Origin of the sequence: Streptomyces sp. NPDC088733 (assembly GCF_044751185.1) — a bacterium.
Lineage (GTDB): Bacteria > Actinomycetota > Actinomycetes > Streptomycetales > Streptomycetaceae > Actinacidiphila.
This window is the reverse complement of sequence record NZ_JBIVLH010000013.1, coordinates 241,926-255,527: the sequence shown is the minus strand read 5'-3', so window position 1 is coordinate 255,527 and position 13,602 is coordinate 241,926. Positions and strand designations below refer to the sequence as shown.

12 protein-coding genes are annotated in these 13,602 nt (G+C 73.6%); 7 read left to right on the top strand and 5 right to left on the bottom strand.

The window, feature by feature from the left end; translation table 11 throughout:
• Window positions 1-186: hypothetical protein (locus ACIP64_RS24720; protein ID WP_401590621.1), on the top strand; the 186-nt coding region annotated here is incomplete at its 5' end.
• Between the two features lie 326 nt (window positions 187-512).
• Here the strand turns inward: ACIP64_RS24720 and ACIP64_RS24715 are convergent.
• Window positions 513-902 carry a hypothetical protein gene (locus tag ACIP64_RS24715; protein WP_401590618.1) on the bottom strand — a complete coding sequence of 130 codons (390 nt, stop codon included), beginning with the start codon at window positions 900-902 and terminating at the stop codon, window positions 513-515.
• Between the two features lie 287 nt (window positions 903-1,189).
• The gene (locus ACIP64_RS24710; RefSeq protein WP_401590615.1) at window positions 1,190-2,050 is read right to left on the bottom strand and encodes an aminoglycoside phosphotransferase family protein; all 861 of its coding nucleotides are present in this window, start codon (window positions 2,048-2,050) and stop codon (window positions 1,190-1,192) included.
• Between the two features lie 698 nt (window positions 2,051-2,748).
• Here ACIP64_RS24710 and ACIP64_RS24705 point away from each other — a divergent pair.
• Window positions 2,749-3,429, top strand: coding sequence for a RibD family protein (locus ACIP64_RS24705; RefSeq protein WP_401590612.1), 681 nt, complete (start codon window positions 2,749-2,751; stop codon window positions 3,427-3,429).
• Here ACIP64_RS24705 and ACIP64_RS24700 read toward each other — a convergent pair.
• On the bottom strand, window positions 3,408-4,208 hold the full coding sequence (locus ACIP64_RS24700) for a CDP-alcohol phosphatidyltransferase family protein (RefSeq protein WP_401590609.1): 801 nt from the start codon (window positions 4,206-4,208) through the stop codon (window positions 3,408-3,410). The two genes, ACIP64_RS24705 and ACIP64_RS24700, sit on opposite strands and share 22 nt — an antisense overlap.
• A 92-nt stretch (window positions 4,209-4,300) precedes the next feature.
• Between ACIP64_RS24700 and ACIP64_RS24695 the strand changes: the two genes are divergently transcribed.
• From ACIP64_RS24695 to ACIP64_RS24675, 5 genes are read left to right on the top strand one after another with little or no spacing between them, the layout of a single operon-like run.
• Complete coding sequence (locus ACIP64_RS24695) at window positions 4,301-5,281, top strand: zinc-binding alcohol dehydrogenase (protein ID WP_401590607.1); 981 nt, start codon at window positions 4,301-4,303, stop codon at window positions 5,279-5,281.
• A 22-nt stretch (window positions 5,282-5,303) separates the two neighbouring features.
• Entirely contained in the window at window positions 5,304-5,702 is a 399-nt protein-coding gene (locus ACIP64_RS24690; protein ID WP_401590604.1) for a 6-pyruvoyl trahydropterin synthase family protein, read from the top strand.
• Window positions 5,699-6,811 carry a glycosyltransferase family 4 protein gene (locus ACIP64_RS24685; protein WP_401590602.1) on the top strand — a complete coding sequence of 371 codons (1,113 nt, stop codon included), beginning with the start codon at window positions 5,699-5,701 and terminating at the stop codon, window positions 6,809-6,811. The genes ACIP64_RS24690 and ACIP64_RS24685 overlap by 4 nt, the downstream gene beginning before the upstream one ends.
• Window positions 6,808-7,695: a methyltransferase domain-containing protein gene (locus ACIP64_RS24680; RefSeq protein ID WP_401590599.1), complete on the top strand. Its 888-nt coding sequence runs from the start codon at window positions 6,808-6,810 to the stop codon at window positions 7,693-7,695. Before ACIP64_RS24685 ends, ACIP64_RS24680 begins: the two co-directional genes overlap by 4 nt.
• On the top strand, window positions 7,692-8,726 hold the full coding sequence (locus tag ACIP64_RS24675) for a YbhN family protein (RefSeq protein ID WP_401590596.1): 1,035 nt from the start codon (window positions 7,692-7,694) through the stop codon (window positions 8,724-8,726). Before ACIP64_RS24680 ends, ACIP64_RS24675 begins: the two co-directional genes overlap by 4 nt.
• A 781-nt stretch (window positions 8,727-9,507) precedes the next feature.
• Here ACIP64_RS24675 and ACIP64_RS24670 read toward each other — a convergent pair.
• Window positions 9,508-11,931, bottom strand: coding sequence for a SpoIIE family protein phosphatase (locus tag ACIP64_RS24670; protein WP_401590593.1), 2,424 nt, complete (start codon window positions 11,929-11,931; stop codon window positions 9,508-9,510).
• A gap of 107 nt (window positions 11,932-12,038) precedes the next feature.
• Window positions 12,039-13,499: an MDR family MFS transporter gene (locus ACIP64_RS24665; RefSeq protein WP_401590590.1), complete on the bottom strand. Its 1,461-nt coding sequence runs from the start codon at window positions 13,497-13,499 to the stop codon at window positions 12,039-12,041.
• Window positions 13,500-13,602: the final 103 nt, after the last annotated feature.

The window sequence follows — 13,602 nt, the reverse complement described above, 5'->3', positions numbered from 1 at the left end:
TCAGCCACCGCACCTCCAGCGGTCGGACCGGACGTCACCGAACATCCAACCGCCCCAACTGCCAACCCGGCGAACCTATGCGGTCACAGCACTAGCGGTGGCAGTAACGGTCGTCTGGCTCTCGTCCTGAGCACGGTCGAGCAGCTCGCCGGCAAGCTCGATCTCAACACCGAGGGCTCGCAGTGAGGTTAGCCGCGGGACCATACGCTGAATGATCGTTCCCCGCAGTGTGAAGTAGACAGTAGCGGCGAAAGCGACCCAGAGGACGGCGGGGACGGTGCCAACTACAGTGATCCATATGGCCTCAGGCATGCGAACATGATGGCCGATGCGGCCCGACTGTACTGTCGAACACCCAACGCGTACAGGAGCGGCAGGGCTGACATCACCAGATGACATCAACGTCGGCGGATGGCTGCGGAGCCGGGCAACCAGGGAACGACCGGAGGCCGCTCGTGTAAGCGCCTTCTAGCAGTCCGTACGAAGCCCGGATCGAACTTACAAGGCACGTGTCAGTCCGTCTGATCTGGACGGCCGGAGGCCACGTAGTCGTAGTACTCATGGCTGACGAAACCCTGATTGACCCAGCGGTCAGCGATCGTGCCGAACTCCCTCTCGGCCAGGCTGATGGCTTCCTCAGGAGTCGCCACGGTGGTGATCTCCTTGCCCCATGTCTCGTCGTCCGGGTCGAGCGGTAGCTGGTGGGTGATGTCACGGAAGGTCTCAGAGGGGATGTCCTCCACCTCCTCGAGATAGACGCCCACGCCGGCACGGCCCGGGCTGAGCGTGATCCAACGAACGCCACGCCGACCGTCCCGCTCCACCGGACCGAGGAACTGCTCGATCTCCTTGCCGCGACGCAACGCCCCCAGCGCGAACGTAGGGACGAGATGCCTTACCAACGCGACTCCCTTCTCGCTGCCCAGCCGACGCCACAAGGTCTTCGGGGGCGAACAGTGATCAGTTATCACCCTCACAGGCCCGGGGGCCAGGTGTCGACCCGCGCCCACGCGTGCCACATCTGTGCCACATCAGGCGGTCAGCCACGGTCAACGACGGGGCGCCGCGGTCGCGATGACTGGCTGAGCTGGGGTCTCGTCAAAGCCGCTCTGACCTCAGCACCCTGAACAACCCTGACCACCAGGCTTACAAGGCCGTTCTCACCGCTTCACCCGTCTGCCTGCAGTCGTCAGGCCATGGGTGGCTTCAGCTGGGCCGTGCGCGCCAGCCATGCCGCGGCAGCGGCACACCGCTCCGCAACGACGTCGTCCGGCTCGCCGTTGAGTAGGGCGAAGGAGACTTGCTCCAGGCCGAAGGTGAGATACCAGGTCCATGCGCGCTGCAGCGTCCGCCCGTCGACAGCGGCCCCGACCTTGTCCCAGCCGTGCCAGGCCAGACAGGCGGCATCGATGGCGGGGTCGAAAGGTTGGGCCAGGTCCCAGTCCAGTACGCCGAGCAGGCGGCCGTCCCCGCTCCAGTGCAGGTTGGCGCCTGCCAGGTCACCGTGGACGAGCGACGCCGCGGTGGCGGGTAGATCCATTGCCGCGTGGACGCGCCGACGCGCCTCGGGCTGCCAGGTGCGGGGTAGCCGGGGTATCACGTCCTGCTCCATGATCTCGGCCCACCGCTCACCTCCAGCGTATTCGTGCGGCACCCCCAGCAGACCGTCCAGGTCGTGGCAGTCCACCTGCCGCAGCGCGTCCAGCAGGCGGGCGAGCTCCCTAGGCTCTCCCCCCTCCCCCCGCTGGCAGGGGCTTCCCTCCAGCCACGACAGTGCGACGGCGGTATGCCCCTCCTCCTGCACCACCTCGGACAGTGGGACCGGTACCGCGAACGGCAAGTCCACCTTCGTGAGACGGCGCAGAAGATCCGTACGCCGCGGCAGCGCAGCGATCGCGGTGGAGTTCTTGGCGATGCGCACGACGGCGACACCGGGAAGCAGCACCACGTGGTGAGAGCCACCACTCGCGAAAGCCGCAGCGCGAAGATCCGCTCCGGGCAGCACGGCAGCGGCAACAGCAAGCAGCTCCTCAGGCACGTGATCAAGCACCACGGCAGCCTATCCAGGCAGCCCTGCCGGCACGTCGAGACGGCTACCGCGCGTGCCACAGCCGTGCCACATTGCGCGGCCGGCCACGGTCAACGACGAGGCACCGCGGTCGCGATGACTGGCTGAGCTGGGGACTCCGCAAAGCCGCACTGACCTGCGTGCCCTCGATCCCCCCCCGACTACCAGGCTTACCAGGCAGCGTTCCGCGTGGTGGCTGTCGAAGGCGCGCGCTCCCCGTCGCCACGGCTCCTGCGGCCGCAGGAGTGCCGGGGCGTCGACCTGTTCCGGCACCGCCGACCATGGCCTCGGCCCCGTGCCGGCGGTCTTCCCGTTGCCGGGCCGTTGGCGGTCGGGACGGCGGACTGCGAACCGTGCCGCGCCGCAGCAGTCGGCACCGTAACGTCGCCCGGCGTGCCCGGTTCCGGCCGCGGGTTGCGCCGTCGTGAGTGCTCGCCCTGGACGCGGGTCGGCGGCCGTCACGGCCGCCTGCGCGCCGCGTCGCTGCCTCGCAGAGCCTGGCGCGGAGAACCAGCGCGCCCGGCACGGGCCGGCGGTCGCAGGCGTGAGAGCCCGGACGCGGCCGGGTCTGCCCGGCCGGGGCGCTGACCTGCGACGCCCCCATACCTCTCCGCCTCGAATCGTGCAAGCTTACGAACGTTCCATCGCCCGCGCGGACCTGGGAGGGGATCATTGGCGACATGAGATCGCGCCCGTATGTACTGCTGTCGGTCGCCTCCTCGTTGGACGGGTGCCTGGACGACACGAGCACGACCCGCCTCCTGCTCTCCAACGACGAGGACTTCGACCGCATCGACCAGGTCCGGGCCGGGGTGGACGCCATCCTGGTGGGGGCCAACACCATCCGTTCGGACGATCCCCGGCTGCTGGTGTGCCCGGAGCGGCAGGACGAGCGGCTGCGGGCGGGCCGGCCGGCGACGCCGGTCAAGGTCACGCTGACCGAGAGCGGCAAACTGGACCCGGAAGCGCGGTTCTTCACGACCGGCGACTGCGCCAAGCTCGTCTACACCACCACCGGCGTCGCGCCCGCGCTGGGCGAGCGGCTGGACGGGCTGGCCACGGTGGTCGGCGCGGGCGACCCCTTGGACGTCCACGAGGTGCTGGAGGACCTTGCCGGGCGCGGGATCGAGCGCCTGATGGTCGAGGGCGGGGGCGTGGTCCACACGCTCTTCCTGTCGGCCGGGCTCGTCGACGAGCTGCAGCTCGTGTACGCCCCGTTCTTCGTGGGCCAGGCCGACGCGCCGCGCCTGGTCCAGCCGGCCGACTTCCCCCAGGGGCCAGGCCACCGCATGCGCCTCGCGGAGACCCGGCAGATCGGGGACGTCGTGCTGCTGCGCTATCACCCGCGCCAGGACGACTGACCGGCGCCCGATGCCACCGGCGCCACCGGCGCCACCGGCGCCGGAAGCGCCTCGTGGCCGCCTCCGGGCGCCGCGACCGGCCGGGTCCGCCACAGCCAGGCGATGTCGCGGCCGAAGGACCACACCAGCGCGCCCAGCGCGAGCGCGGCCACCCCGGCGGCGGCCGCCCCCGGGAGGATCCCCGAGCAGGCCGCGACGAGCGCGATCCCCTGGCACGCCGCCACCGTCTTGCGGGCGAAGCTCGGCGGGAGCGGCGCGTTCAGCCAGGGCAGCACCCATGACGCCGCGACGAACGCGTACCGCATGGCGCCGATCGCCAGCACCCACGGCCCCTGCACCATGGCCAGCTGCACGCTGAGCACCATGATGAGGAAGGCGTCGACCTCCATGTCGAAGCGGGCGCCCAGCCGCGAGCAGGTCCCGGTGCGCCGGGCGACCTTGCCGTCGACCGCGTCCAGCACCAGCGCCACCGACGCCACGAGGGTGAAGACCGGGCCGTGGGCCGCGCCCACCACCGCCAGCGCCGTGACCCCGCCGACCAGCACCGCCCGCCCCAGGGTCACCCGGTCGGCCGGACCCAGCGCGGTGACCCCCGAACGGCGGAGCGCGCCGGCAAGCACCGCCCACACGGCGGCACCGTAGGCGGTCCCCGCGATCCAGCCCGCCTCGCGCAGGCCCACCGAGGCCCACAGCGCGACGAGCAGCCCGAACTGGGCCAGCGCGGCGACGGCTTGTTCCCGTCCCGCCGACCCCTTGTCGAGCCGGGTTCCCACGGTCATCACGGTCATCTTTGTTCCCCCGGTTACGGGATTCGCGGGAGCGCCGCGTACGGTACGGCCTCATCTGTCGTGGAGGGATACGGAGAAAACCCATGGAGCGTTCGGCACGGGCCTTCTGGCTTCGCACACCAGGCGAGGGCGAGATCCGCGCAGCGACCCTGCCGGAGCCGGGACCGGACGACGTGGTCGTGCGCACGCTCCACTCCGGGATCAGCCGCGGCACGGAGACCCTGGTCTTCCGCGGCGGTGTGCCGGAGAGCCAGTACACGAACATGCGGGCGCCCTTCCAGGAGGGCGACTTCCCGGGCCCGGTGAAGTACGGCTACCTGAACGTCGGCGTGGTGGAGCACGGGCCGCGGGAGCTGCTGGACCGCACCGTCTTCTGCCTGTACCCGCACCAGACCCGCTATGTCGTCCCGGCCGCGGCGGTCACCCCTGTGCCCGACGACGTGCCCGCCGCGCGGGCCGTCCTCGCCGGCACGGTCGAGACCGCCGTGAACGCCCTGTGGGACGCCGCGCCCCTGGTCGGCGACCGGATCGCGGTCATCGGCGCCGGCATGGTCGGGTGCAGCGTCGCCGCGGTCGCCGCCGGCATTCCCGGGGCGCGGGTCCAGCTCGTCGACGTCGACCCGGCGCGGGCCGCGGTGGCCGCGGCCCTCGGCGTCGGATTCGCCCTGCCCGGCGAGGCCGAGGGGGGCTGCGACCTCGTCGTCCACGCCAGCGCCACCGAGGCCGGGCTCGCCCGCGGCCTGGAACTGCTGGAGCCGGAGGGCACCTTGCTGGAGATGAGCTGGTACGGCGACCGGCGGGTCTCACTGCCGCTCGGCGAGGCCTTCCACTCCCGCCGCCTGGTCGTCCGCAGCAGCCAGGTCGGCACGGTGTCGCCCAACCGCCGCACGCACCGCGGCTACGCCGACCGGATGGCGGTGGCCCTGCGTCTGCTGGCCGATCCCGCCTTCGACACACTGATCACCGGACAGAGCCCGTTCGACCAGCTGCCCGAGGTGATGAACCGTGTCGCCGGCGGTGAACGATCCGTGCTCTGCCACCGTATTGACTACCGACCGGCATAGCTCAGCCCTGGAAGGTTCCACCGTGTTCAGTATCACCGTTCGCGACCACATCATGATCGCCCACAGCTTCCGCGGCGAGGTCTTCGGACCCGCGCAGCGACTGCACGGCGCGACGTTCCTGGTGGACGCGACCTTCCGCCGTCCCGAGCTCGACGACGACAACATCGTCGTCGACATCGGCCTTGCCACCCAGGAGCTCGGCAAGGTGGTCGCCTTCCTCAACTACCGCAACCTGGACGACGAGCCGGAGTTCGCCGGAATCAACACCTCGACGGAGTTCCTGGCCCGGTACATCGCCGACCGGCTCGCCGACCGGGTGGCCGAGGGCGCCCTCGGCGAGGGCGCGCGCGGACTCACCGGCATCGGCGTCTCCCTGCACGAGTCCCACGTCGCCTGGGCGAGCTACGAGCGGACCCTGTGAGCGCCGCGGGCGCCGTCGCACCGGACGTGCGCACCGTCCACGTCGTCCTGCCGGGCGACGTGGACGACACGGCCGTGCCGAGCGGCGGCAACGTCTACGACCGGCGGCTGAACCAGTCACTGGCGGCGGGCGGGCGCACCGTCCACGAGATCGCCGTGACGGGGGACTGGCCGCGGCCCGACGACGCCGCCCGCGAACGCCTGGCCCGGTCGCTCGCGGCCGTGCCCGACGGCGCCTGCGTCCTCCTCGACGGCCTGGTGGCCTGCGGCGTGCCCGACATCGTCGTCCCGCAGTCGGGCCGGCTGCGGCTGGCGGTCCTGGTCCATCTGCCGCTCGCCGACGAGACGGGACTGCCGCCCGAGGTCGCCGCCGAACTCGACTCCCGGGAACGGGAGACCCTGCACGGAGTGGGCGCGGTGGTCGCCACCAGCCCCTGGGCCGGACGGCGGCTCGTGCAGCACCACGAACTGCCCCCGAGCCGCGTGCACGTCGTGCCCCCGGGCACGGACGCGGCGCCCCTCGCGCCGGGCACCGACGGGTCGTCACATCTGCTGTGCGTCGCGTCCGTCACGCCCCGCAAGGGGCAGGACGTGCTCATCGAGGCGCTGGCGGACCTCGCCGACCTGCCGTGGAGCTGCGAACTCGTGGGGCCCCTCGATCGCGACGGCGCCTACACCGAGCTGATGCGCGAGCTCCTCGCGGCCACCGGCCTCACCGGCCGGGTCCGGCTCACCGGCCCGCTCACCGGCCAGGACCTGGCCGGCGCGTATGCCGCCGCCGACCTGCTGGTCCTGCCGTCCCGCGCCGAGACGTTCGGGATGGTCGTGACCGAGGCACTGATGCGCGGCATCCCCGTGCTCGCCTCGGACGTCGGCGGTGTGCCGGACGCGCTCGGGCAGGCCCCCGACGGCAGCCTCCCCGGCATCCTCGTGCCCCCCGGCGACCGGGCGGCGCTGGCCGCCGGACTGCGCCGCTGGTTCGCCGAGGACGCGCTGCGGCGCCGCCTGCGGACGTCGGCACGGGACCGGCGCGACACCCTGCGGGGCTGGGAGGAGACATCGCGGCGCATGGACGCGGTGCTCCGGAAGATGGTGCGGGAGGGGTCATGACGGACAGGTCCGGGACAACGGCGGGCGCGGCCGAGGCGCCCGCCTTCAGCCCGCAGTGGCTGTCGCTGCGCGAGGGCGCCGACGCCGCCGCGCGTTCGGCCGCGCTCATCCCGCCGCTGCTGGACCGGCTGGCCGCCGCGCCGCCCTCGGACGGCACGCTCGTCGTGCGCGACCTCGGCTGCGGCACCGGGTCGCTGGGCCGCTGGCTGGCCGACCGGCTGCCCGGCCCCCAGCACTGGATCCTCCACGACCGCGACCCGAGGCTGCTCGCCCTCGCCCGGGCGAGCCTGGACGGCCGGACCACCGCGGCAGGCGCCGCCGTCACCGCCGCGGTCCACGAGGGCGACCTGACCCGGCTGCGCGCCGCCGACCTCGCCGGCACCTCGCTCGTCACCGCTTCCGCCCTGCTCGACCTGCTCACCGCCGACGAGGTGGACGCCCTCGCCGCCGCCTGCACCGGGGCGGGCTGCCCCGCGCTGCTGACCCTGTCCGTCGTCGGCCGTGTGACGCTCGACCCCGCCGATCCCCTCGACCACGAGATCGCCGAGGCCTTCGACGAGCACCAGCGGCGCGAGAGCGACGGCCGGAGCCTGCTCGGGCCCGACGCCGTCGCGGCCGCCACCGAGGCCTTCGAACGGCACGGCGCCACCGTGCTCAGCGGCCCGAGCCCTTGGCGGCTCGGCCCGGACGAGTCCGCCCTCACCGCGGAATGGCTGCGCGGCTGGGTCGGCGCGGCCGTCGAGCAGCGCCCCGGGCTCAGCGCCCGCGCCGAGGGCTACCTCCGCCGCCGGCTCGACACCTGCGCGGCCGGCGGACTGCGGGCCGAGATCGGCCACACCGACCTGCTCGTACTCCCCGGGGCACCGGGCGGTGACGTGCGATGACGCTCCTGAAGCGCGCATGGCCCTGGCTCCGGCTGCTCCTCGGCGCCGGCATCCTGGCGGCCCTGGTGGCCCGGCTCGGCACGAGCGCGTTCCTCGACGGACTGCGCATGGTCAACGGCGTGTCCGTACTCGCCGCGCTCGGCATCGGCCTGCTCACCACCGTCTTCAGCGCCTGGCGCTGGTGCCTCGTGGCCCGCCGCCTCGGCCTGCGGCTCCGCATCGGGCGGGCCGTCGCCGACTACTACCGCGCCCTGCTGCTCAACGCGGTGCTCCCGGCGGGCGTGCTCGGGGACGTCCACCGGGCGGTCCAGCACGGGCGCACCGAGGGCGACGTCGGCCGCGGGGTGCGGGCGGTCGTCCTGGAACGCACCGGGGGACAGATCGTCGTCCTCGCGCTCGGCGCGGCCGTGCTGCTCAGCCGGCCCGCGCTGCTGGCCGACATGACACGCGAACTCCTCCCCGGCGGCGGCGCCCTGGCACTCACCGCGGCGGTCCTCGGCACGGCCGCGGTCGCCGGACTGCTCACGGCGTGGGCGCTGCGGCGCCGCCGCCGGGCCGGCAAGGGCGCCCGCGCCCTCGCGGGCGGTCTCGCCGACCTGCGCCGCGGCCTGCTGGCCAGGTCCACCTGGCCGGGCGTGGTCCTGCTCTCCGCGGCGGGCCTCGTCGGGCATGTCGCCCTCTTCGTCGTCGCCGCCCGCGCCGCCGGGTCGGCCGCCCCGGTCGTCCAGCTCGTCCCGCCGCTCACCCTGGCCCTGCTCGTGATGGGCCTGCCGATCAACATCGGCGGCTGGGGCCCCCGCGAGGCCGTCTCCACGCTCGCCTTCGGCGCGGCCGGCCTCGGCGCCGCCCAAGGCCTGTCCACCGCCGTCGTCTACGGCGTCCTCACCCTCGTCGCGAGCCTGCCGGGCGTCGCCGTCCTCCTCCTCTCCCGCCCCGGCACCGCGCCGGCCCGCCCCGCCCTCGCCGCCCGCATCCGCGGCCTGCGCCGCGACCACCGGCCCGTCGCGGTGGCCGTCGCACCGGAGAGCTGATCCGTCTTACGGCGGCGGCAGGCCAGGTGGTCCTGCCGTTCGGTGGGCCGGGAGCAGGCCTGCGGCCGCTCTCGTCGTGGACGCGGCGGCGGCATGGGCCGCCGTGGTCCGCAGTGTCCGCGTGGTCACGAGCCCGCCGGGGCCGGCGTCCTCCAGCCGGTTCCGCCTTCGGCGCCCGTATGCGTGGCATGGGCCGTGAGGGCGGGCCGGTCGGGCCGTGGCGCCGGCGGGCCGATCCGCGGTGCGGCGGCAGGCCGGGCGGTTCTGCCGCGCAGGGTCCTACCGTTCGGTGCGGGCCGCGGCCGCTCGCGCCGTGGATGCGGGGCGGCACGGACCGCGGTTGTGGCGTTGGGCTCCGGCCCGTTCCTCCCGCGGCGCACCCCCTCCCGGGGTCGTTGGGGCGACTGACGGCCGGTGGGGTGTCTGCAGGCGGCGACGGCTGCGCCCTTGGACAGCGCGGCGTCTACGGGTGCCCGAGCACGGTGCCGCTTCAGACCACCCACCGGGGATCAGGCGCTTGACGAGACCTGAGGGGGCGGGGTCGTAGGGGTGGCGTTCTGGACACTGGAGCATATTTGGGTGCGTGACGCGGAGTGCGCAGCGGAAAGCGCCTGAGGCACCTAAATGTGCTGTCCAGAATGGCAGCCCCGGAGGCCCCGAACCCGGCCCCCGCACAACGCGCGTCGGGGCGCCCCTGACTTCACAGGGCACACGGGTGGGCGGGCGGGGGAAAAGCCAGGGCCGCGACGGCAGGCCCGTCGTGCGTCGGCGGGAACCGCCGTCACGCGGGAGGCGGCAGCGGCTGTTCCGTCCAGATGGTCTTGCCGCGCAGGGTGTGGCGGGTGCCCCACCGCTCCGTGAGCTGCGCGACCAGGAGCAGGCCGCGGCCGCCCTCGTCGTAGACGCGGGCGCGGCGCAGATGGGGAGCGGTGCTGCTGGCGTCGGAGACCTCGCAGATGAGGCTCGTGTCGTTGATCAGCCGTAGCTGGATGGGGGCGCGGGCGTAGCGGATGGCGTTGGTGACGAGCTCGCTCACCACCAGTTCGGTGACGAACGCCATCTCCTCCAGCCCCCACGCCGCGAGCTGTTCCGTGGTGAGCCTGCGCGCGTGGGCCACCATGGCCGGGTCGGGCGGCAGGTCCCAGGTCGACACGCGGGACGCGTCGAGGCCGTTGGCGTGGGCGAGGAGCAGCGCGACGTCGTCGTCGGCGGGGGTGTCGGGCAGCAGGGTGCGCATCACGTGGTCGCACATGTCGTCCAGGGACCCCGACGGGCCGTCGGCGATCGCCGCTGCCAGCCGTGCCGCGCCCGCGGCGAGGCCCGCCTCGGGCACGCGGTCGCGCCGGCCCGCGCCGATGAGCCCGTCGGTGAACAGGGCGATCATGCTGCCGTCGGGCAGATCGAGTTCGGTGGACTCGAAGGGCAGACCGCCGAGGCCCAGCGGCGGCCCGGCGCGGACCTCGGGCACCTCGACGGCACCGTCCGGACGCATGACCACGGGTGCCGGGTGCCCGGCGCGGGCGACGGTGCAGTGCCGGGTGATCGGGTCGTACACGGCGTAGACGCAGGTGGCGCCGATGTTCCCGGCATCGGCGTGCTGGGCGTGCTCGGCGTGCTCGCCGGGCCCGTCCGGGTGCTCCTCGCGGTTGAGCCGCAGGACGAGGTCGTCCAGGTGGGTGAGGAGTTCGTCGGGCGGCATGTCGACATCGGCGAGGGTGCGTACGGCCGTCCGCAGCCGGCCCATGGTGGCGGACGCCTGGATGCCGTACCCGACCACGTCGCCCACCACCAGCGCCACGCGCGTCCCGGACAGCGGGATCACGTCGAACCAGTCGCCGCCGACACCCACCCGCGCGTCGGCCGGCAGGTAGCGGGAGGCGACGGTGACCGCGGCCTGCCGGGGTGTGCGCTGCGGCAGCATGCTGCGCTGGAGGGTCAGGGCGGTGTTGCGCTCACGGGTGTAGCGCAGCGCGTTGTCGATGGACAGTGCCGCCCGCGCGGTGATCTCCTCCGCCAGGATCAGGTCGTCGGGGTCGAACGGGTCGGGCGTGCGGTGCCGGACGAACTGGGCGATCCCCAGCGTCGTGCCGCGGGCGCGCAAGGGGACCACGATGAGCGAGTGGACGCCGAAGGCGTGCGCGGTACGCGCGTGCAGCGGGTCCGTGCGCAGCCAGTCCTGGACGTCCTGGTCCTCGAACCACAGGTGCGACGCCTTCCCGGTGACCAGCGCCCGCACCATGGGCGACTCCTCGGGATAGCGGTCCGGCTCCCCAGGGCGCACGGAGGTCTCCGGCGCCCCGGCCAGGACGGAACTCTGGGCCGCCCGGCGCAGGACGACCGGGCCCGGCGCCCGCGGGCCGCCGTCGTCGGCCGCCTCGTCGAGGACGGCGTCCAGCAGGTCCACGCTGGCGAAGTCGGCGAACTGCCCGAGCACGACCTCGGTCAGTTCCTCGGCCGTCCGTACGACGTCGAGGGTGGTCCCGATCCGCACGCTGGTCGTGTTGACCAGGCTCAGCCGCTTGCGCGCCTTGTACTGCGACGTCGTGTCGAGCGCCGCCACGGACACGCCGCGCACCTGCCCGTCCGGGTCCTTGAGGGGGTAGAGGTAGACCGACCACGCGTGGGCGCGGCTCTCGCCGGGGGCCTGGGTGAATGTCTCGGCGGTCATCCGCTCGCCGCTCTCCATGACCCGGTCCATCAGTTCCTCGAGCTTCTCCGACCGGCGGCCGGGGGAGAACTCGACCACCCGCAGCCCGATGACCTCCTGCTCCGGGACCCCCATCACCCGGCGGCCCTCGGCGCTGCTGCCGATCAGCCGCTTCTCGTGGTCGTACACCCCGAAGACCGCGGGCATCTGGTCCAGGGCCCACTCCGCGAGTGGTGTCCCGGGCTCCTCCGCCCGCACCGCCCATCCGCCGCCCATCGGCGCCGCCTCGACCTTCGCCCCCACGTCGTGGCCCCGGCGGTGGCGCAGCCGCAGCCATCCGCGCCACTCCTCCTGGTGCCTCAGGCTCCGCAGCGCCGAACCGGGGAGCTGACCGGCGAGCAGCGTCCGTGCCTGCTGCCCCACCACTTCGTCCCGCCGGTACCCCAGCAGCCGCGCGGCACCGGGCGTCCAGCCGGTGACGACGCCGTCGGTGCCCACGGCGGCCATCGCGGCCCCGGCAGCGGACTGCCCGTCGTCCATCGGATCGTGTACCGGCATCGCCGATGTCCTCGCCTGGTCGGTTCCGAGGCCCGGACCCCGCGCCATCCTCCCCAGCATCCCACCCGGGCCAAAACGTCTCAAACAGACGCCGCGGCCGGGGAGCGTCAGGGCGACGCGGGTGTCGCCGCCTCGGCGGCGCCGGGCCGGGCGGGCCGCTCCGCCTCGAACCGTTCCACTCCGAGGGCGTCCTGGTCGGAGACGAACAGGGCGGCGACGGCGGAGATCAGCGCGAGGCCGGAGCACAGGACGAAGCCCGCGTGATAGGCGGTCAGGTTGGCGGTCGGCGTGCCGTCGGCGGTCAGCGCGGTCGTGCCGACCGCCGCGAGCAGGGTGGCGATCACGGCCGTGCCGAAGGCGCCGCCGAGCTGCCGCTGCATGTTGAACACGGTGGCGGCCCGCCCGGTCGAGGGGGCCGGGACGGTCGCGAAGGCGGCGTTCTGCGCGGACATCATCACGTGCCCGATGCAGTAGCCCAGGACGAACAGCACGCCCCGCAGCGTCCACTCCGATGTGGTGGTGGTGAAGCCCGCCATGACGGCCACGCAGACGGCCATGCCCGCCGAGCCGCCCACCATCAGCCAGCGCGGCCCGATCCGCCGGTACAGGCGGGGCGCCACTTGTGCGGCCGCCATCACGCCCAGGGCCTCGGGGAAGGTGGCCATCCCGCTCTGCAGGGCGTCGAAGCCCAGCGCCTCCTGGAGGAACAGCGGGTACAGCCAGACCGTGCCGAGGAACACCGCGCTCAGCGGGAACATCACGATGGTGTTGGCCCGGAACAGCCGGTCCCGGAAGAGCTCCAGGTCCAGCATCGGCTTCGGGATGCGCCGTTCCACCGCCACCATGGCGAGCAGCGCGGCGATGCCGGCCACGAGCGGTACGACGATGCCGGCCGTGCCCCAGCCCCGGTCGGGGCCCTCGGTCAGCGAGTAGAGCGTCAGTGACAGACCGCCGCCCGCCAGCAGGAACCCGGTGAGGTCGAAGCGGCCCGGGGCCTCCACCCGGTAGTCCGGCAGGAACAGCAGGCCGAAGGCGACGGCCGCGGCGCCGATGGGCAGGTTGACCAGGAACACCCAGTGCCAGGACACCGCGTCGGACAGCCAGCCGCCGAGCACCGGGCCCACGGCCGGGGCGACCGCGGTGGGCACCATCAGCGCCCGCTGGGCCTTGATCCGCTTGGCCGGGGGATAGGCCCGGAAGAGCATCGTCTGACCGACCGGGGTGAGCAGACCGCCGCCCGCGCCCTGGAGGATCCGGTACGCGGTCAGCTGGTCCATGGTGGTGGCCGTGGCGCACAGGGCGGAGGCGCCCGTGAAGACGACCAGCGCCGCCAGGAAGGTCCGCCGCGTGCCGTAGCGGTCGCCGAGCCAGCCGGCGACCGGGATGAAGACGGCGAGGCTGACCAGGTAGCCGATGTTGATGGCGCCGAGGCCGGAGGCCGGGACACCGAAGTCGTGGCCGATCGCGGGGACCGCCACATTGACGATCGTCGTGTCCATGATTGCCATGAAGAGCGCGGAGACGAACACGACGGCGACCGCGATCGTCGGCGGAATCCTGCGGGCCACGGGGGATCTCCTCGCTCTCGCCGCCGTCCCCGCGCGGTCGCCCGCGCCCGGACGGCGCCTGCCGGCCGGGCCCCCTCACGGACGGTGGCCGGCCGGTCACGGC